Source organism: Burkholderia gladioli, assembly GCF_000959725.1.
GTDB classification, from domain to species: Bacteria; Pseudomonadota; Gammaproteobacteria; order Burkholderiales; family Burkholderiaceae; genus Burkholderia; species Burkholderia gladioli.
In genome coordinates, this window is the sequence record NZ_CP009323.1 from 1578656 (window position 1) to 1597262 (window position 18607).

Consider the following 18607-nt stretch of genomic DNA (forward strand, 5'->3'; position numbering starts at 1 on the left):
CCCGCGCGCGGCGCCGTCAGGCGGCGCTCGGTTCCTGCGCGGCGAGCAAGTCGACGTAGGCGACCGCCACCAGGTCGTCGCTCGACACGCCGAGCTTGGCGAACACTTCATGCGCCTCGGTCTCGCCGCCGCTCTCGTCGTCGTCTTCGGCCAGCACCACTTCCAGCTCGACGAAGTCGCCCAGGCCATCGACGCGGTCCAGGTGGATGCGCGTGCGGCCCGCCAGGTAGACGTGGCGTTCCTTGGTGACGATGCCGCGCGTGGTCAGCGCGGTGGCCAGCAGCGAGTGCATCGCCTCGGGATTGGTGACGGGGCTGCGCGTGTAGTACGAGGCCTTCGGGCCGTCGCGATCGTCGCGCTGGTAGAAGATCAGCTCGGCCGGCGTGTTGTCGTCGAAGCGGCGCAGCTTGAGCCGGCCGCGCGGCACGTCGTAGAAGAAGTCCTGCTGACGGTAGAACAGCGGTTCGTCGGTCGCGAGCGATGCTGCCTTTTCGCGCAGGCTGTCAAAGTCGCGGGCGCGAGCCTTGATCTCGATGTTGCGTGCCATGCAGTTCTCCTCGGTCTGGGCGATCGAATCGCCTTGGGTGGGGGATCAATCTAGCAAAAAGTCCGCGACCGTGGCGTGACGTAATGAGGCGCGTGCCGCTCACTGTCGATTTCGGCGCAAGGTGAGCGGTAACGAAACGCCCGACTCACCCTGGCGCGAACGCAAAACCGTGGATAAGTGCGGCCAACGTGGATAGGCGATGCGAGGTGAAGAGGGCTGCGCCTCAGCTCGCCCATTGCTGCTCGACCAGCCGCAAGGCCGCCGCGATGGCGGGCTCTTCGCGGCGCTCGGCCAGCGTGAGGAAGGTCAGCTCGGCGGGCACCGTCACCGCCTCGACGATCACCAGCGCATGCGCATGCGCCTCGCGCAGGGCGATCGAGTCGCGCACCAGGGTGAGGCCGACGCCGGACTTCACCAGATCCAGCATCGAAGGCTCCTGGTCGACCTCGGCCACCTTCACCGGCTGCACGCCGGCCTCGCCGAACAGGCGCGAGAGCAGCCGATGATGGGCCGAGGAGGGCGGCGTCCAGATCCACGGCAGGGCGGCCAGCGCGCGCCAGTCGCGAGCGCGCCGCACGCGCTCTTTCCAGCCGGCCGGCGCCAGCACGCGGTAGTGGTAGCGCCTCAGCGTGAGGGTGTGGAACAGGGCGGCGTCGCCGGCATCGTCGTCGGGCCGGCCGATCGAATAACCGACGTCGAGCTCGCGCGCCTGGACCGCGTCGCGGACCCAGCCCGACATGCCGTGACGCAGCTCGGTCTCGATCTGCGGATGGGTTTCGACCAGTTGGCGCAGGAAGCCGCCGAGCCGCAGGAATTCGGGATCGAGCACGGTGCCGATGCGCAGGCGCCCGCGCACTTCCTGGCGCAAGGCGCTGGCCGCGCGCTGCACCTCGGCGGCGGCCGCCAAGGCGCGCTCGGCATGCGGCAGCAGGGCCTGACCGTCGCGCGTGAGCACCAGCCCGCGCGAGGTGCGCGAGAACAGCACCACGCCGAGCGTCTGCTGCAGATGCTTGATCTGCAGGCTGACGGCCGGCTGCGTCAGGCACAGGCGGGCGGCGGCGCGCGTCAGGTTGCCTTCGCGGGCCACCGTCGCGAACGCGCGGAGCAGGATCAGGTCCATCGAGCGATATTAGCGCGGCTTATGAAGCTGTTCAGCATAACTCATTGGATGCCGGGGGCGCCGCGCGAGTACGCTTCGATCCATCGCGGCGCGCCCGAAGCCAGCCGCCGCCAGAACAAACCAAGGAGACGCATCGTGACTTCCCAGCGCACGCTCGAGGGTGAATTCGACTATGTGATCGTCGGTGCCGGCACGGCCGGTTGCGTGCTCGCCAATCGCCTCAGCGAGGATCCGGATGTCTCGGTCCTGCTGCTGGAGGCCGGCGGCAAGGACGACTACCACTGGATCCACATCCCCGTCGGTTATCTCTACTGCATCGGCAACCCGCGCACCGACTGGCTCTACAAGACCGAGCCCGAGGCGGCGCTGAACGGCCGCGCGCTGTCCTATCCGCGCGGGCGCGTGCTGGGCGGCTGCTCGTCGATCAACGGCATGATCTACATGCGCGGCCAGCGCGAGGATTACGACGGCTGGGCGCAACTGACCGGCGACTCGGGCTGGGCCTGGGACGCGGTGCTGCCGGTGTTCAGGCGCAGCGAGGATCACCATGGCGGCGCCGACGAGGCGCATGGCGCGGGCGGCCCGTGGCGGGTCGAGAAGCAGAGGCTGCATTGGGAAATCCTGGAGGCCTTCTCGCAGGCCGCGCAGCAGACCGGCATTCCCGCCACCGACGATTTCAATCGCGGCGACAACGACGGGGTCGGCTATTTCGACGTGAACCAGAAGCGCGGCGTGCGCTGGAACGCCTCGAAGGCCTTCCTGCGCCCGGCCATGTTGCGCCCGAACCTGAGCATCATCACCGGCGCGCAGGCCGAGCGGCTGGTGTTCGAGGGCGCGCGCTGCAGCGGCGTCGAGTATCGCGGCGGCGGCCAGGACTTCGTGGCCCGCGCGCGCGGCGAGGTGATCCTGGCCTCGGGCGCCGTCAATTCGCCGGCCCTGCTCGAACGCTCGGGCATCGGCGACGGCCGGCGGCTGGGCGCGCTCGGCATCGCGGTGCGGCGCGACCTGCCCGGCGTGGGCGAGAACCTGCAGGACCATCTGCAATTGCGCATGGCCTATCGCGTGGCCGGCGTGCGCACGCTCAACACCTTGTCGGCGCATTGGTGGGGCAAGCTGGCGATCGGCGCCGAATACCTGCTGCGGCAGAGCGGGCCGATGGCGATGGCGCCCTCGCAGCTCGGCGTGTTCACCCGCTCCGATCCCGCCGACGCCGCGATCACGCGGCCCGATCTCGAGTATCACGTGCAGCCGCTCTCGCTCGATCGCTTCGGCGAGCCGCTGCATCGCCACGATGCCTTCACCGCCTCGGTCTGCAACCTGCGTCCGAGCTCGCGCGGCAGCATCCATGTCGACTCGCCCGATCCGTTCGCGGCGCCGCGCATCGCGCCGAACTACCTGTCGACCGAAGCGGATCGGCGCGTGGCCGTGAACGCGCTGCGCCTGACGCGCCGCATCGCGGCGGCGCCGGCGCTGGCGCGCTATCGCCCCGAGGAGGTGCTGCCGGGCACGCGCTACCAGAGCGAGGCCGAGCTGGTGGAGGCGGCCGGCGCGGTGGGCACCACCATCTTCCATCCGGTCGGCACCTGCCGCATGGGACGCGCCGACGATCCGGCCGCGGTGGTCGACAGCCGCCTGCGCGTGCGCGGCATCGAGGGGCTGCGCGTGGTGGATGCCTCGGTGATGCCGACCATCACCTCGGGCAATACTAACTCGCCGACGCTGATGATCGCCGAGCGCGCCAGCGAGATGATCCGCGCCGATCGTCGTGGCGCGCGCGAAGGCGGCGCGGTGGCGAATGCGGTGAAGTCGAGGGCCGATACCGCGGCGGCTTGAATCGAGGTGCCGAAGCCGGGCCGCCCGGGGCCTGGCGAAGCAAGCCGAACCGGTAGCCGGCTGGCAAGCCGTTGCGGCTTGTCGTGGCTTATCGCGACGTGTCATGCATGCCCTCGCGCCGCGCGGCTGGTAGCCCGCCACAATCCGCGCGGCAATCGAGGTTTCCCTGCAGTCACGCGATTGCCACACGCGCTTCATTGCGCGTTTTCGCCGGCGCGTCGCCGCGCGCGTTGCCGCGACGCGCCATCGCGCGGGACCGGCGCTTGCGCGAGGCGGCGCCTCAGTGCAAATCCCGATGAATGCACCGCACCAACAAGGCGACAATGGCGCGCAGCAGGCATGCAGCACCGCCACGCGTTCGACCTCGGTCCTCGGCGTGGCGGCATGCCCGCATCGAGCCCGGGGGCTGGCCTCGCAGCACGAGGACGCAGCGGCCGCTCGCGCGAGATGTTGCGGTGTTTCGCGTCATATCGGACGGAAGCGGACATGATTCTCGGCGACACCATACTCGAGACGCGCGGGCTCACGAAGGAATTCCGCGGCTTCACCGCCGTCGGCGGCGTGAACCTGCGCGTGCGGCGCGGCTCGATCCATGCGCTGATCGGCCCGAACGGCGCCGGCAAGACCACCTGCTTCAACCTGCTCACCAAGTTCCTCAAGCCCAGCGCCGGGCAGATCGTCTACAACGGCATCGACATCACGCGCGAGCGCCCCTCGCAGGTGGCGCGGCGCGGCATCATCCGCTCGTTCCAGATCTCGGCGGTGTTCCCGCATCTCACCGCGCTGCAGAACGTGCGCGTGGGCCTGCAGCGGCAGCTCGGCACCGAGTTCCATTTCTGGCGCAGCGAACGCAGCCTGCGCCGCCTCGACGATCGCGCCATGGACCTGCTCACCGAGGTCGGCCTGACCGACTTCGCCCATGTGCCGACCGTCGAGCTCGCCTATGGCCGCAAGCGCGCGCTGGAGATCGCCACCACCCTGGCGATGGAGCCCGAGCTGATGCTGCTCGACGAGCCGACCCAGGGCATGGGCCACGAGGACGTCGACCGCGTCACGGCGCTGATCAAGAAGGTCTCCAGCGGCCGCACCATCCTGATGGTCGAGCACAACATGAACGTGATCGCCGGCATCTCCGACACCATCACCGTCCTGCAGCGCGGCGAGGTGCTGGCCGAAGGTACGTATGCCGAAGTATCGAAGAACACGCTGGTGATCGAGGCCTACATGGGCAGCGCGGACACGAGCCTGACGGGAGCGCACGGATGAGCCAGGGCCCGCGCATGGAACCGGAACTGGGTCGCGTGCTGCAGGGCGCGACGGCGGCCGCGCTCGATGCGGCGGCGCATGCCGAGGTGCCCGCGCTGGAGATCCGCGATCTCGAGGCCTGGTACGGCGAATCGCACATCCTGCACGGCGTGGACCTGAGCGTGGCGCGCGGCGAGGTGGTCACCCTGCTCGGGCGCAACGGCGCGGGCCGCACCACCACGCTGCGCGCGATCATGGGCCTGACCGGGCGGCGGCGCGGCTCGATCCGCGTCGCCGGTGCCGAGACCATCGAGCTGGCCACGCATCGCATCGCGCATCGCGGCGTGGGCTACTGCCCCGAGGAACGCGGCATCTTCGCCAGCCTGTCCTGCGAGGAGAACCTGCTGCTGCCGCCCGCGGTGGGCCCGCGCGAGCACGCCATGCCCCTGGACGAGATCTACGCGCTGTTTCCGAACCTCGCCACGCGCCGGCACAGCCAGGGCACGCGCCTGTCGGGCGGCGAGCAGCAGATGCTGGCGGTGGCGCGGATCTTGCGCACCGGCGCCAACCTGCTGCTGCTCGACGAGATTTCCGAGGGCCTCGCGCCGGTGATCGTGCAGACGCTGGCGCGCATGATCCTGGCGCTGAAGGCGCGCGGCTACACGATCGTGATGGTCGAGCAGAACTTCCGTTTCGCCGCGCCGCTGGCCGACCGTTTCTACGTGATGGAGCATGGGCGCATCGTCGAGCACTTCGACGCGGCGCAGCTGCAGGGCAAGATGAGCGTGCTGCACGAGCTGCTCGGCGTCTGAGGCCGAGCAGCTCGCGCCGTCTGCCTGTCGTATGCGCCGCACGGGCCGGCGCCCGGCCTCGAGCCGCGCTCGCGGTGGCCGCGATTGCCCGACCTACAACCACAACGCATCACCAGGAGACGTCAATGAAACTGAAGACCCTCGCGCGCGCGTGCCTGTCTGCCACGCTGGCGGTGGCTGCCACCGCCGGCACCGCCCATGCCGCGGCCGATTCGGTGAAGATCGGCTTCATCACCGACCTGTCGGGCCTGTATGCCGACATCGACGGGCAGGGCGGGCTGGAGGCGATCCGCATGGCGATCGCCGACTTCGGCGGCAAGGTGAACGGCAAGCCGATCGAGCTCGTCTACGCGGACCACCAGAACAAGGCCGACATCGCCGCCTCGAAGGCGCGCGAGTGGATGGACCGCGAGGGGCTCGACCTGCTGGTGGGCGGCACCAACTCGGCCACCGCGCTGGCGATGAACCAGGTGGCGGGCGAGAAGAAGCGCGTCTACATCAACATCGGCGCCGGCGCCGACACGCTCACCAACGAGCAGTGCACGCCCTACACGGTCCACTACGCCTACGACACCATGGCGCTGGCCAAGGGCACCGGCTCGGCGGTCACCAAGCAGGGCGGCAAGACCTGGTTCTTCCTGACCGCCGACTACGCCTTCGGCAAGGCGCTCGAGAAGAACACCTCGGACGTGGTGAAGGCCAACGGCGGGCAGGTGCTGGGCGCGGTGCGCCATCCGCTGTCGGCCTCGGACTTCTCCTCCTTCCTGCTGCAGGCGCAGGCTTCCAAGGCGCAGATCCTGGGCCTGGCGAACGCCGGCGGCGACACCGTCAACTCGATCAAGGCGGCCAAGGAATTCGGCATCACCAAGAGCATGAAGCTGGCCGCGTTGCTGGTGTTCATCGACGACATCCACAGCCTGGGCCTGGAAACCACCCAGGGGCTGGTGCTGACCGACAGCTGGTACTGGAACCGCGACGCGGCCTCGCGTCAGTGGGCGCAGCGCTACTTCGCCAAGACCAAGAAGATGCCTTCCAGCCTGCAGGCGGCCGATTATTCCTCGGTGACCACCTACCTGAAGGCGGTGCAGGCGGTCGGCTCGACCGATGCCGACAAGGTAATGGCGCAGTTGAAGAAGCAGAAGATCGACGACTTCTACGCCAAGGGCTACGTGCGCGCGGACGGCAGCATGATCCACGACATGTACCTGATGGAGGTGAAGAAGCCGTCGGAATCGAAGGAACCTTGGGATTACTACAAGATCCTCGCGACCATTCCCGGCGAGCAGGCCTTCGGGACCAAGCAGGAGTCGCGCTGCGCGCTCTGGAAGTAAGGACTTCGTGTCAGGGCAGGGCGCGGCGCCGGGTTGGCGAACGAGCCGGGCGCCGCGCCCTGCCTGCCTCTCTTACGGACGGCAGTTTCGATGAACATCTTTGGCATTCCGTTGTCGGCGATGCTGAGCCAGTTGCTGCTCGGCCTCGTCAACGGCTCGTTCTACGCGATCCTGAGCCTCGGGCTCGCGGTGATCTTCGGGCTGCTCAACGTGATCAACTTCGCGCACGGCGCGCTGTTCATGCTCGGCGCGATGCTGGCGTGGATGGGCCTGAACTACTTCTCGCTGCCGTATTGGGCGATGCTGGTGCTCGCGCCGCTCGTCACCGGTCTGTTCGGGATCCTGATCGAGCGCAGCATGCTGCGCTGGCTCTACCGGCTCGACCATCTCTACGGGCTGCTGCTGACCTTCGGCATCACGCTGGTGATCGAGGGCGTGTTCCGCTCGATCTACGGCGCCTCGGGCCAGCCCTACGACGTGCCCGCGCTGCTGTCCGGCGCCACCGACCTCGGCTTCATGTACCTGCCGAACTATCGCGCCTGGGTGGTGGTGGCCTCGCTGACGGTGTGCCTGGCCACCTGGTTCGTGATCGAGAAGACGCGGCTGGGCGCCTACCTGCGCGCCGGCACCGAGAACCCGAAGCTGGTCGAGGCCTTCGGCGTGAACGTGCCGCTCATGATCACGCTCACCTACGGCTTCGGCGTGGCGCTGGCGGCCTTTGCCGGCGTGCTGGCCGCGCCGGTGATCCAGGTCTCGCCGCTGATGGGGCAGCCGATGATCATCACCGTGTTCGCGGTGGTGGTGATCGGCGGGATGGGCTCGATCCTCGGCTCGATCCTCACCGGCCTGCTGCTCGGCGTGATCGAGGGCTTCACGCGCGTGTTCTATCCCGAGGCCTCGGCCACCGTGGTGTTCGTGATCATGGCCCTGGTGCTGCTGGTGCGCCCGGCCGGCCTGTTCGGCAAGGAAAGATGATGCCCAGAAAAGTGCTCTACGCCCTGCTGCTGGCCGGCCTCGCGCTGGCGCCGCTGGCCGGCGCCTATCCGCTGTTCGTGATGAAGGTGATGTGCTTCGCGCTGTTCGCGGCGGCCTTCAACCTGCTGATCGGCTACACGGGCCTGCTGTCCTTCGGCCATGCGATGTTCCTCGCCACCGCCGGCTACCTGAGCGGCTACACGATCCAGACGCTCGGCGCCACGCCCGAGCTGGGCGTGCTGGCCGGCACCGCGGCGGCCACCGTGGTGGGGCTGGTGGTGGGCCTGTTCGCGATCCGCCGGCAGGGCATCTACTTCGCGATGATCACGCTGGCCTTCGCGCAGATGCTGTACTTCGTCTACCTGCAGGCGCCCTTCACGCACGGCGAGGACGGCTTGCAGGGCGTGCCGCGCGGCCGGCTGTTCGGCCTGCTCGACCTGTCCTCGGACCTCGCGCTCTACTACGTGATCCTGGTGGTGGTGGCGCTGGCCGCGATGCTGATCGTGCGCATCGTCCATTCGCCCTTCGGGCAGGTGCTGGTCGCGATCAAGGAGAACGAGCCGCGCGCGATCTCGCTGGGCTACGACACCGACCGCTTCAAGCTGCTGGCCTTCGTGCTGTCGGCGGCGCTGGCGGGCCTGGCCGGCTCGCTGAAGGTGGTGGTGCTCGGCTTCGAAACGCTGGGTGACGCCTACTGGACCATGTCGGGCCTGGTGATCCTGATGACCCTGGTGGGCGGCATGGGCACGCTGTTCGGCCCGCTGCTCGGCGCGGCGCTGATCGTGGCGCTGGAGGAGCGGCTCGGCGACATCGGCAGCGCGCTGGCCTCGCTGACCGGCGTCGAGTGGTTCCGCTCGCTCGGCGAGTCGACCTCGATCGTCACCGGCATCATCTTCATCGCCTGCGTGCTGGCGTTCCGACGCGGCATCGTCGGCGAGATCGTGGCGCGCGTGAAACCCTTGCGGGCCTCGTGATGCGCAGCGGCAAAACGCGACATGGCGCGGGCGGCAAGCTGCGCGAAAAGCGCGCCAACGCCGCTCAAATCGCTGCCTCCTCACCGGGAATCGTGCCCAATTTCCGTGCGGCGATGCACCATAGGGGTAAATGCTAGGTTGCTCCATATTCGGGGCTTGTTTAATCTTCGTTCCAGTTCTGATGCACCGCGAAACGAATTTGCAGGTGGAGAACGAGGAGACAATCGAGGCACAAAGTGCCCGGCCCCAAAGCGCTGTTGGACGGAATCCAACAGCGCTTTTTCATTGCACCTTCGTGCGGCGGGTTCGCCCGATCATCCCTTCCATTTGCGCTTCGCCCCGGCTTGCCGTCTGTCGTCTCGAGCGGGTCCACTCGCGCCGCGAGCCATGCCTCGCGTCCTGTCCCAGCTTGCACTTGGCCTACGGGCTAACCCGGTTTGTGGCGTGCGTGCGCCCTCGCTACACTCGGCTTTCCCCGACCAATCGGTCGGGAAAAGCGGCCCGAGCGAAGCCGGCCCCGATCTTGTTCTCTTGGAGAATCACGGCATGAATGGAGTCAGGCGGCGGGTCGCGATCGGCACGGCCCTTGCCCTTATCCTTGTCGGGACGCTGGCGCAGCGGGATGCGCGGGCCGACGTGCGGATCGGCGTGACGGTATCGGCCACGGGCCCGGCGGCCTCGCTCGGCATTCCCGAGAAGAACAGCATCGCGCTGCTGCCCAGGGAAGCCGGCGGCCAGAAGATCGACTACATCGTGCTCGACGACGCCACCGATCCGACCCAGGCCGTGAAGAACTTCCGCAAGCTGGCGAGCGAGGACAAGGTCGATGCCGTGATCGGCTCGAGCGTGGTGCCGAACTCGCTGGCGATGATCGATATCGCCGCGCAGACCGGCACGCCGATGATCTCGCTGGCCGCGGCGGCCTCGATCGTCGAGCCGATGGACGCCAAGCGTGCCTGGGTGTTCAAGACGCCGCAGAACGACCAGTTGATGGCCGACGCGATCGCCGAGCACATGGCGCGGCGCGGGCTCAGGACGGTGGGCTTGATCGGTTTCGCCGACGCCTATGGCGAGAGCTGGTTCAAGACCTTCGGCCAGGCCGCCGCCGCGCGCAAGCTGCAGGTGGTGGCCAGCGAGCGCTACGCGCGCAGCGATACCTCGGTGACGGGGCAGGTGCTCAAGGTGATGGCCGCCCGGCCCGACGCGGTGCTGATCGCGGGCGCCGGCACGCCGGCCGCGCTGCCGCAGAGCACGCTGAAGTCGCGCGGTTATCGCGGCGCGATCTACCAGACGCACGGCGTCGCCAACAACGATTTCCTGCGCGTGTGCGGGGCCGATTGCGAGGGTACCTACCTGCCTGCCGGGCCGATCCTGGTGGCCGCGCAGCTGCCCGATACGAACCCCGTGAAGGCCTCCGCGCTGGCCTACCAGAGCGCCTACGAGCGCGCCTATGGCGCCGGCTCGGTGTCGACCTTCGGCGGCCATGCCTGGGATGCGGGCCTGCTGCTGCGCGAGGCGATTCCGCTCGCGCTGAAGGCCGGCCAGCCCGGCACGCCGGCTTTCCGCACGGCCTTGCGCGGCGCGCTCGAACAGGTACAAAAGCTGCCCGGCGCGCATGGCGTGTTCAACCTGACGGCGACCGATCACAACGGGCTCGATGCGCGGGCACGCGTGATGGTCGAGATCGTCGGCGGGCGCTGGAAGCTCGTGCGGAACTAGCCGGAGCGAGGCAAGGGCAAATCATCGAAACAGGGCGCGTGCTTCGGGACGCGCCCTTTTTTGTTGTCCGCGCAACCAGTTGGCGAGCGCGGATGGAGGGGCGCCGGCGGGGCAGGGTGGAGACTGGCCCGGCACGCTGTCGGCGACGAAGACAACAAGGTGAAGCGGGTAGCGTGGAGGCAGGACATGAAGATCGGGACATGGACGCGGGCGGCGCTCGCGCTGGGGCTGGTTTGCGGCGTGACGGCCGCGTTCGCGCAGGTGAGGATCGGGGTGACGGTATCGGCCACCGGGCCGGGCGCCTCGCTCGGGATTCCGGAGAAGAACACGGTGGCGCTGCTGCCGAAGACGATCGGCGGGCAAGCGGTCAGCTACCTGGTGCTCGACGACGCCTCGGACAGCAGCCGCGCGGTGCAGAACGCGCGCAAGCTGATCGACGAGGAGCATGTCGATGCGATCGTCGGCTCGACCATCACGCCGAACTCGCTGGCGATGATCGACGTGGCCGCGCAAGGCCGCACGCCGATGATCTCGCTGGCGGCCAGCGCGCAGATCATCGCGCCGATGGACGCGAAGCGCGCCTGGGTGTTCAAGACGCCGCAGAACGATCGGCTGATGGCCGACGCGATCGCCGGCTACATGGCCGCGCACGGGGTGAAGACGGTGGGCTTCATCGGCTTCGCCGATGCTTACGGCGACGGCTGGTCGAACGTGTTCACGGCGGCGGCGGCCGCGAACGGCCTGAAGCTGGTGGCCAGCGAGCGCTACGCGCGCAACGACACCTCGGTGACGGGGCAGGTGCTCAAGCTGCTGGCCACCCGGCCCGACGCGGTGCTGATCGCCGGCGCCGGCACGCCGGCCGCGCTGCCGGCGAAGACGCTCAAGGAGCGCGGTTACGCGGGCAAGGTCTACCAGACGCACGGCGTCGCCAACAACGACTTCCTGCGTGTCTGCGGCAAGGACTGCGACGGCGAACTGCTGCCGGCCGGCCCGATGCTGGTGGCCGAGCAGTTGCCCGATTCGAACCCGGTCAAGATCCCGGCGCTGGCCTACAAGGCGACCTACGAGGGCGCTTACGGCGCCGGCTCGCTATCGACCTTCGGCGGCCATATGTGGGACGCCGGGCAGATGCTGCAGCGGGCGATTCCCGAGGCGCTGAAGACGGCCAGGCCGGGCACGCCGGCCTTCCGCGAAGCCCTGCGCACGGCGCTCGAGAACCTGCGCAACGTGCCGGCCTCGCATGGCGTGTTCAACACCACGCCCGCCGATCACAACGGCTTCGATTCGCGCGCCCGCGTGATGGTGCAGATCGTCGACGGCAAGTGGAAGCTGCAGGCCGATTGAGGCCGCATCCGTGTGCCGCGCCGATGGAATAAGCGAGGGGGCCGCGCCGTTGAGTTTCACGTGGAAACACGTGAGGGGCGGGGCGGCCCGTGGCCCCGTCCTTGCTCCTGTTCCCGACTCGATAACGGCGGCGGCCTTGGCCATGCCGCCCATCTCGTTCCCGATTTCCGATCCAACCTGAAACCGACCGTATGGACCTTTCGATTGCGCTGATCCTCGCGCAGGACGGCATCACGACCGGCGCGATCTACGCGCTGCTCGCGCTGGCCCTGGTGCTGGTGTTCTCCGTCACGCGCGTGATCTTCATCCCGCAAGGCGAGTTCGTCGCCTATGGCGCGCTCACGCTCGCGGCCCTGCAGACGCAGAAGTTTCCGGCCACCTGCTGGCTGCTGGTGGTGCTCGGCATCGCCTGCTTCGTGCTCGAGGTCGCCGTGCTGATCCGGCATCGCGAGCGGCGCCACCAGCTCGGCCGCACGCTCTCCACGCTGGCGGGGCGCTGCGTGCTGCTGCCGCTGGCGCTGTTCGCGCTGGCGCATGCCGTCGCCGCGCTGGCCCTGCCGATGCTCGCGCAGATCGCCCTGACGCTGGCGATCGTGGTGCCGATGGGGCGCTTCATCTACCGCCTGGCCTACCAGCCGATCGCCGAGGCCAGCACCCTGGTGCTGCTGATCGTCTCGGTGGCCGTGCACTTCGCGATGGTCGGGCTCGGCCTGGTGATGTTCGGTGCGGAGGGCTCGCGCACCACGCCGTTTTCCGACGCGCAGCTCGCGATCGGCGCGCAGTCGGTGTCGGTGCAGAGCGTGGTGGTGGTGATCACGGCGCTGGTGATGATCGCGGCGCTCGCGCTGTATTTCGGCCGCACGATCGCCGGCAAGGCGCTGCGCGCAACCTCGGTGAACCGGCTCGGCGCGCAGTTGGTGGGCATCGGCACCAGCCAGGCGGGGCGCCTGGCCTTCACCTTGTCGGCCGCGCTCGGCGTGCTGTCGGGCGTGCTGGTGGGGCCGCTGACGACGATCTACTACGACTCGGGTTTCCTGATCGGCCTGAAGGGTTTCGTCGGCGCGATCCTGGGCGGGCTGGTGAGCTATCCGCTGGCGGCGGCCGGCGCCCTGCTGGTCGGCCTGCTCGAATCGTATTCCTCGTTCTGGGCCAGCGCCTACAAGGAGGTGATCGTCTTCACGCTGATCATCCCGGTGCTGCTCTGGCGCAGCCTGGCCAGCCCACGGCACGACGAAGAGGAGGCTTGAGGCGATGAGAGCCCTGTTCCACAACCGCCTGTTCTGGGCCTTCGCGATCGTGCTGTTCGCGCTGCCGGTGCTGCCCGGCGTGCTGCGCATCCCCGAGTACTGGGTGACGCTGCTGAACTACATCGGCCTGTATTCGATCGTCGCGATCGGGTTGGTGCTGCTCACCGGCGTGGGCGGCATGACGAGCTTCGGCCAGGCCGCCTTCGTCGGCATCGGCGCCTACGCCACCGCGCTGCTGAGCACCGGCTACGGCCTGTCGCCCTGGCTCGGCCTGATCGCCGGCGTGATCGTCACGGCCGTGGTGGCGCTGGTGCTCGGCGCCGTGACCATGCGCCTGTCGGGCCACTTCCTGCCGCTCGGCACGATCGCCTGGGGGCTCGCGCTGTTCTACCTGTTCGGCAATCTCGATCTGCTCGGCAAGTACGACGGCATCAACGGCATCCCGGCGCTGCGCGTGTTCGGCATCACGCTCGATACCGGCCGCAGTCTCTATTACCTGATCTGGCTGGTGGTGATCGCGGCCATCGTCTCGGTGCGCAATCTGCTGAACAGCCGGCCCGGCCGCGCGATCCGCGCGCTGCGCGGCGGCGGCGTGATGGCCGAGGCGATGGGCGTCAATACGGCCTGGATGCGCGTGCTGATCTTCGTCTACGCGGCCGTGCTGGCTTCCGTTTCAGGATTCCTCTACGCGCACCTGCAGCGCGCCGTGAATCCCACGCCGTTCGGGCTCAATCACGGCATCGAGTTCCTGTTCATGGCCGTGGTAGGCGGCGTGGCGCATGTCTGGGGGGCCGTGCTCGGCGCCGCGATCCTCACCGTGCTGCAGGACTGGCTGCAATCGCTGCTGCCGCGTCTGCTCGGGCAGGACGGCAACTTCGAAATCATCGTGTTCGGCGTGGTGATGGTGGTGCTGCTGCAGACCGCGCGCGATGGCGTCTGGCCGTTCCTCGCCAGGCGTTTTCCGCGCGGCCCGCGGCTGGCGGTGCCGGATCACGCCGACCCGCTGCCGCGGCGCGAGCGACCCGCGGCTGGCGAAGCGCTGCTGGTGGTGGAGCAGGTCCGCAAGACTTTCGGTGGGCTGGTGGCCGTCAACGACGTCAGCTTCGAGGTCAAAGCGGGCCAGATCGTTGGCCTGATCGGCCCGAACGGCGCCGGCAAGTCGACCACCTTCAACCTGGTGACAGGCGTGCTGCGCGCGAATGGCGGCTCGATCCGCTTCCGCGGCGAGCGCATCGACGGGTTTGTTTCACGTGAAATCGTGCGGCGCGGGATCGGCCGGACTTTCCAGCATGTGAAGCTGCTGCCGGGCATGACGGTGCTCGAGAACGTCGCGCTGGGCGCGCATCTGCGCGGCTCGACCGGCATCTGGCGCAGTGTCGCGCGGCTCAATGCGCGAGAGGAAGGGCGACTGCTGGCCGAGGCGGCGGCACAGATTCGCCGGGTCGGGCTGGAGGCGCAAATGCATGAGGAAGCGGGCAGCCTGGCGCTGGGCCAGCAACGGATCGTCGAGATCGCGCGGGCCTTGTGCTGCGATCCGACGCTGCTGTTGCTGGACGAGCCGGCGGCCGGGCTGCGCTACCTGGAGAAGCAGCAACTGGCCGGATTGCTGCGCAAGCTGCGCGACGAGGGGATCAGCGTGCTGCTGGTCGAACACGACATGGACTTCGTGATGAACCTGACCGATCGGCTGGTGGTGATGGAGTTCGGCACGCGCATCGCCGAGGGCTTGCCCGAGGAGGTGAGGCAGGATCCGGCGGTGCTCGAAGCCTATCTCGGCGGGGTGGAGTGATGATGGAAGCGATGCAAGCGAAAGTGCCGGCCGCGGCGCCGATTCTCGAAGTCGATGGCTTGTCGGTGCGTTACGGCAAGGTCGAGGCGCTGCACGGCGCGGCGATCCGCGTTGCGCCGGGGCAGATCGTCAGCGTGATCGGGCCGAATGGCGCCGGCAAGTCCACGCTGCTGAACGCGATCATGGGTGCGCTGCCGGTAGCGGGGCGGGCGAGCGGGATGGTGCGTTATCGGGGTGAGGCGGTCGGCGCCTTGCCGGTCGAGTTGCGCGTGGCGCGCGGCATGTGCCTGGTGCCGGAGAAGCGTGAGCTGTTCGGGACGATGTCGGTCGAGGACAACCTGGTGCTGGGCGCCTATCGTCGCAAGCAGGCTGGCGAGGCGCGCTATCTCGACCAGCTCGACCCGGTGTTCACGCTGTTCCCGCGGTTGAAGGAGCGCCGCAAGCAGGCGGCCGGCACGCTGTCTGGCGGGGAGCGCCAGATGCTCGCGGTCGGTCGCGCGCTGATGGGCAAACCCGACCTGCTGATGCTCGATGAGCCCAGCCTTGGGCTCGCGCCCCTGATCGTCAAGGAGATCTTCCATATCATCAGCGCGCTGCGGGGAACCGGCGTGGCCACGCTATTGATCGAGCAGAATGCACGCGCGGCCTTGCAGATCTCCGATTACGCCTATGTCCTCGAAACTGGTGAATTCGTGCTCGATGGACCGGCAGCGGAGCTGGCGCAGAACCCTCGCGTGATCGACAGCTATCTTGGGCTGGCTCGGAAGTCAGGCTGAAATCGAGCGAGCAGGGCGCTTGGAAGCGCCGGAGGTGTTGGGAAAATGCGGCGTGTTTCACGTGAAACACGCCGTTTTTGTTGATCGGCTGTTCGGTCGATATTCGGGCCAAAAGCGAACCCGCTATAATTCGCCCCATACTTCTCTCTCAGGTTCGCGTACGTTCTGACGCGAAATCCGCAATGCTTTATCCCACTGAATTTGACGTGATCGTCGTCGGCGGCGGTCACGCCGGTACGGAAGCCGCTTTGGCTGCCGCACGCATGGGCGTGAAAACGCTGCTGCTGACCCACAATATCGAAACGCTCGGCCAGATGAGCTGCAACCCGTCGATTGGCGGGATCGGCAAGGGCCACTTGGTCAAGGAAGTCGATGCGCTCGGCGGCGCCATGGCGATTGCCACCGACGAAGCCGGCATCCAGTTCCGGATCCTGAATTCGTCCAAGGGCCCGGCCGTGCGCGCCACGCGAGCCCAGGCCGACCGTCTGCTCTACAAGCAGGCGATCCGCAGCCGTCTCGAGAATCAGCCGAATCTCTGGTTGTTCCAGCAAGCCGTCGACGACCTGATCGTCGAAGGTGAGCGCGTGGTTGGCGCGGTGACGCAGATCGGCATTCGCTTCCGGGCGCGCGCCGTGGTGCTGACCGCCGGCACCTTCCTCGACGGCAAGATCCACGTCGGTCTCAATAATCACACGGGCGGTCGGGCAGGGGATCCTGCCGCCGTCTCGCTTTCCTCGCGCCTCAAGGAACTGAAGCTGCCGCAAGGCCGGCTCAAGACCGGTACGCCGCCGCGTATCGATGGCCGCTCGATCGACTTCTCGAAGCTCGAAGAGCAGCCGGGCGACCTCGATCCGGTGCCGGTGTTCTCGTTCCTGGGCCGCGTCGAGATGCACCCGCGCCAGATGCCGTGCTGGGTCACGCATACCAATGAGCGCACGCATGACATCATCCGCAGCGGCCTCGATCGCTCGCCGATGTACACCGGCGTGATCGAGGGCGTCGGCCCGCGTTATTGCCCGTCGATCGAGGACAAGATCCACCGCTTTGCCTCGAAGGACTCGCACCAGATCTTCCTCGAACCGGAAGGGCTGACCACCAACGAGTTCTACCCGAATGGGATCTCGACCAGCCTGCCGTTCGACGTGCAGCTCGATCTGGTGCATTCGATGCGCGGCCTCGAACATGCGCACATCCTGCGTCCCGGTTATGCGATCGAATACGATTACTTCGATCCGCGCGGCCTGAAGGCTTCGCTGGAAACCAAGGCAATCGAAGGCCTGTTCTTCGCGGGCCAGATCAATGGCACGACGGGTTATGAAGAGGCAGCCGCGCAAGGGCTGCTGGCCGGGATCAATGCCGGCCGTTATGCCCAGGAGAAGGATGCCTGGTGCCCGCGTCGCGACGAGGCCTATCTGGGCGTGCTGGTCGACGACCTGGTTACGCGTGGTGTGTCCGAGCCTTATCGGATGTTCACCAGCCGCGCCGAGTATCGCCTGAGCCTGCGTGAAGACAATGCCGATATGCGCCTGACCGAAATCGGTCGTGAACTGGGCGTGGTCGACGACGCACGCTGGGATGCGTTCTCGCGCAAGCGCGATGCTGTTTCACGTGAAACCGAACGTCTGCGTTCAACCTGGGTGACGCCGAAGACGCTGCCGGCCGAGGAAGCGGCGGCGCTGCTCGGCAAGGCGATCGATCACGAATACAGCCTGGCCGAGCTGCTGCGTCGCCCCGGCGTGAGTTATGCCGGTGTCTGCGGTCTGCGCGGGGGAGAGTGCGGGCCGGCAGAGCCGCTCGCCGAGGATCCGGTGCTGTTGGCGCAGATCGAGGAACAGATCGAGATCGGCATCAAGTACCAGGGGTACATCGAGCGCCAGGCCGGCGAGATCGAGCGCAACGGCGCGCATGAAAATACCCGTCTGCCGGAAGGCATCGACTACGCCGAAGTGCGTGGCCTGTCCTTCGAGGCACGTCAAAAGCTGAACCAGCATCGTCCCGAAACGATCGGCCAGGCGTCACGGATCTCGGGCATCACGCCGGCGGCGATCTCGCTGCTGATGGTGCACCTGAAGCGCGGCCTGGGCCGTCGCGGCGCGTCGAGCGCGAGCGGCGCGGGCGAAGCAGGGGGCAGCAACGTCCCGACCCAGCAATGACGGCGCTGCAACCGGTGGCGGGCTCGTCCCGCGAGGCGCTGCATGATCTGCTGAGCCAGGGACTCGATTCGCTCGGCATCGAACTCGAACAGGCGCAGGTCGACACGCTGCTCGACTACGTGGCGCTGCTTGGCAAGTGGAATGCGGTCTACAACCTGACTGCGATTCGGGACCCGCGGCAGATGCTGATCCAGCACATCCTCGATTCGCTGTCGATCGTCCCGCATCTGCGCGAGCTCGATGTGAAGACGGCGCTCGATGTCGGTTCGGGCGGCGGCCTGCCCGGCATCGTGCTGGCGATTGTGTTCCCGCATTGGCAGGTCACGCTCAACGATATCGTCCACAAGAAGTCCGCATTCCAGACCCAGGCGAAGGCCGAACTGAAGCTGGCCAATCTGTCGGTCGTCACCGGCCGCGTGGAATCGCTGCGCCCTGGTCACGAAGTACCGGGTCAGTTCGACGCGATCGTCTCGCGCGCCTTCGCGGATCTGTCGGACTTCGTGGTGCTCGCGCGGCATCTGGTGGCGCCGGGCGGGGCGATCTGGGCGATGAAGGGCGTGTTGCCCGAAGACGAAATCTCGCGCCTGCCGGCAGGCTCGCAAGTGCGCCGGACGATTCGGCTCGCGGTGCCCGCGCTCGACGCGGAACGGCACCTGATCGAAGTCGGCGTTGACGAAGCACAATGAAATTGGGGCGCGGTGAATCCGCGCCCGATGTCTTAGAAAAGAGGGACGAACCAACG

At 67.8% G+C, this 18607-nt stretch carries 15 protein-coding genes; 13 read left to right on the forward strand and 2 right to left on the reverse strand.

What is annotated here, in order from left to right; translation table 11 throughout:
- Nucleotides 1-16: 16 nt before the first annotated feature.
- Both BM43_RS24015 and BM43_RS24020 read right to left on the reverse strand, forming a co-directional pair.
- On the reverse strand, nucleotides 17-547 hold the full coding sequence (locus BM43_RS24015; RefSeq protein ID WP_013696150.1) for a class IV adenylate cyclase: 531 nt from the start codon (nucleotides 545-547) through the stop codon (nucleotides 17-19).
- Nucleotides 548-770: 223 nt separating this feature from the next.
- Nucleotides 771-1667 carry a LysR family transcriptional regulator gene (locus tag BM43_RS24020; protein ID WP_036048705.1) on the reverse strand — a complete coding sequence of 299 codons (897 nt, stop codon included), beginning with the start codon at nucleotides 1665-1667 and terminating at the stop codon, nucleotides 771-773.
- A gap of 135 nt (nucleotides 1668-1802) precedes the next feature.
- On the opposite strand from BM43_RS24020, the gene BM43_RS24025 reads away from it, so the two are divergent.
- The 13 genes from BM43_RS24025 (at nucleotide 1803) to rsmG (ending at nucleotide 18551) form a co-directional block, all read left to right on the forward strand.
- Entirely contained in the window at nucleotides 1803-3500 is a 1698-nt protein-coding gene (locus tag BM43_RS24025) for a GMC family oxidoreductase (RefSeq protein WP_036048703.1), read from the forward strand.
- 486 nt (nucleotides 3501-3986) lie between these two features.
- Nucleotides 3987-4766, forward strand: coding sequence for an ABC transporter ATP-binding protein (locus tag BM43_RS24030; RefSeq protein ID WP_036048701.1), 780 nt, complete (start codon nucleotides 3987-3989; stop codon nucleotides 4764-4766).
- Entirely contained in the window at nucleotides 4763-5557 is a 795-nt protein-coding gene (locus BM43_RS24035) for an ABC transporter ATP-binding protein (RefSeq protein WP_036048700.1), read from the forward strand. Before BM43_RS24030 ends, BM43_RS24035 begins: the two co-directional genes overlap by 4 nt.
- A gap of 125 nt (nucleotides 5558-5682) precedes the next feature.
- Entirely contained in the window at nucleotides 5683-6888 is a 1206-nt protein-coding gene (locus tag BM43_RS24040) for an ABC transporter substrate-binding protein (protein ID WP_013696155.1), read from the forward strand.
- A 90-nt stretch (nucleotides 6889-6978) separates the two neighbouring features.
- Nucleotides 6979-7863, forward strand: coding sequence for a branched-chain amino acid ABC transporter permease (locus tag BM43_RS24045; RefSeq protein ID WP_013696156.1), 885 nt, complete (start codon nucleotides 6979-6981; stop codon nucleotides 7861-7863).
- Nucleotides 7863-8837 carry a branched-chain amino acid ABC transporter permease gene (locus tag BM43_RS24050; RefSeq protein WP_036048699.1) on the forward strand — a complete coding sequence of 325 codons (975 nt, stop codon included), beginning with the start codon at nucleotides 7863-7865 and terminating at the stop codon, nucleotides 8835-8837. The genes BM43_RS24045 and BM43_RS24050 overlap by 1 nt, the downstream gene beginning before the upstream one ends.
- A gap of 546 nt (nucleotides 8838-9383) precedes the next feature.
- Nucleotides 9384-10556, forward strand: a complete 1173-nt coding sequence (locus BM43_RS24055; protein ID WP_036048697.1) for an ABC transporter substrate-binding protein — start codon at nucleotides 9384-9386, stop codon at nucleotides 10554-10556.
- A 186-nt stretch (nucleotides 10557-10742) separates the two neighbouring features.
- Nucleotides 10743-11900 (forward strand): ABC transporter substrate-binding protein, encoded by a 1158-nt coding sequence (locus tag BM43_RS24060; protein WP_036048696.1) that lies wholly within the window; start codon nucleotides 10743-10745, stop codon nucleotides 11898-11900.
- A 191-nt stretch (nucleotides 11901-12091) separates the two neighbouring features.
- Nucleotides 12092-13147, forward strand: coding sequence for a branched-chain amino acid ABC transporter permease (locus BM43_RS24065; protein WP_017917930.1), 1056 nt, complete (start codon nucleotides 12092-12094; stop codon nucleotides 13145-13147).
- 4 nt (nucleotides 13148-13151) lie between these two features.
- The gene (locus tag BM43_RS24070; RefSeq protein WP_042285790.1) at nucleotides 13152-14936 is read left to right on the forward strand and encodes a branched-chain amino acid ABC transporter ATP-binding protein/permease; all 1785 of its coding nucleotides are present in this window, start codon (nucleotides 13152-13154) and stop codon (nucleotides 14934-14936) included.
- 11 nt (nucleotides 14937-14947) lie between these two features.
- Nucleotides 14948-15712 carry an ABC transporter ATP-binding protein gene (locus tag BM43_RS24075; RefSeq protein ID WP_232484002.1) on the forward strand — a complete coding sequence of 255 codons (765 nt, stop codon included), beginning with the start codon at nucleotides 14948-14950 and terminating at the stop codon, nucleotides 15710-15712.
- Between the two features lie 182 nt (nucleotides 15713-15894).
- Nucleotides 15895-17865, forward strand: a complete 1971-nt coding sequence (gene mnmG, locus BM43_RS24080) for a tRNA uridine-5-carboxymethylaminomethyl(34) synthesis enzyme MnmG (protein ID WP_036048694.1) — start codon at nucleotides 15895-15897, stop codon at nucleotides 17863-17865.
- Nucleotides 17862-18551 carry a 16S rRNA (guanine(527)-N(7))-methyltransferase RsmG gene (rsmG, locus tag BM43_RS24085; RefSeq protein WP_036048693.1) on the forward strand — a complete coding sequence of 230 codons (690 nt, stop codon included), beginning with the start codon at nucleotides 17862-17864 and terminating at the stop codon, nucleotides 18549-18551. Before mnmG ends, rsmG begins: the two co-directional genes overlap by 4 nt.
- Nucleotides 18552-18607: the final 56 nt, after the last annotated feature.

Bases quoted from the DNA above. Each gene is read 5' to 3' on its own strand.
- BM43_RS24015 (WP_013696150.1), bottom strand. From the start codon at position 547: ATGGCACGCAACATCGAGATCAAGGCTCGCGCCCGCGACTTTGACAGC.
- mnmG (WP_036048694.1), top strand. From the start codon at position 15,895: ATGCTTTATCCCACTGAATTTGACGTGATCGTCGTCGGCGGCGGTCAC.
- rsmG (WP_036048693.1), top strand. From the start codon at position 17,862: ATGACGGCGCTGCAACCGGTGGCGGGCTCGTCCCGCGAGGCGCTGCAT.
- BM43_RS24060 (WP_036048696.1), top strand. From the start codon at position 10,743: ATGAAGATCGGGACATGGACGCGGGCGGCGCTCGCGCTGGGGCTGGTT.
- BM43_RS24035 (WP_036048700.1), top strand. From the start codon at position 4,763: ATGAGCCAGGGCCCGCGCATGGAACCGGAACTGGGTCGCGTGCTGCAG.
- BM43_RS24040 (WP_013696155.1), top strand. From the start codon at position 5,683: ATGAAACTGAAGACCCTCGCGCGCGCGTGCCTGTCTGCCACGCTGGCG.
- BM43_RS24075 (WP_232484002.1), top strand. From the start codon at position 14,948: ATGCAAGCGAAAGTGCCGGCCGCGGCGCCGATTCTCGAAGTCGATGGC.
- BM43_RS24020 (WP_036048705.1), bottom strand. From the start codon at position 1,667: ATGGACCTGATCCTGCTCCGCGCGTTCGCGACGGTGGCCCGCGAAGGC.
- BM43_RS24070 (WP_042285790.1), top strand. From the start codon at position 13,152: ATGAGAGCCCTGTTCCACAACCGCCTGTTCTGGGCCTTCGCGATCGTG.
- BM43_RS24065 (WP_017917930.1), top strand. From the start codon at position 12,092: ATGGACCTTTCGATTGCGCTGATCCTCGCGCAGGACGGCATCACGACC.
- BM43_RS24030 (WP_036048701.1), top strand. From the start codon at position 3,987: ATGATTCTCGGCGACACCATACTCGAGACGCGCGGGCTCACGAAGGAA.
- BM43_RS24055 (WP_036048697.1), top strand. From the start codon at position 9,384: ATGAATGGAGTCAGGCGGCGGGTCGCGATCGGCACGGCCCTTGCCCTT.
- BM43_RS24045 (WP_013696156.1), top strand. From the start codon at position 6,979: ATGAACATCTTTGGCATTCCGTTGTCGGCGATGCTGAGCCAGTTGCTG.
- BM43_RS24050 (WP_036048699.1), top strand. From the start codon at position 7,863: ATGCCCAGAAAAGTGCTCTACGCCCTGCTGCTGGCCGGCCTCGCGCTG.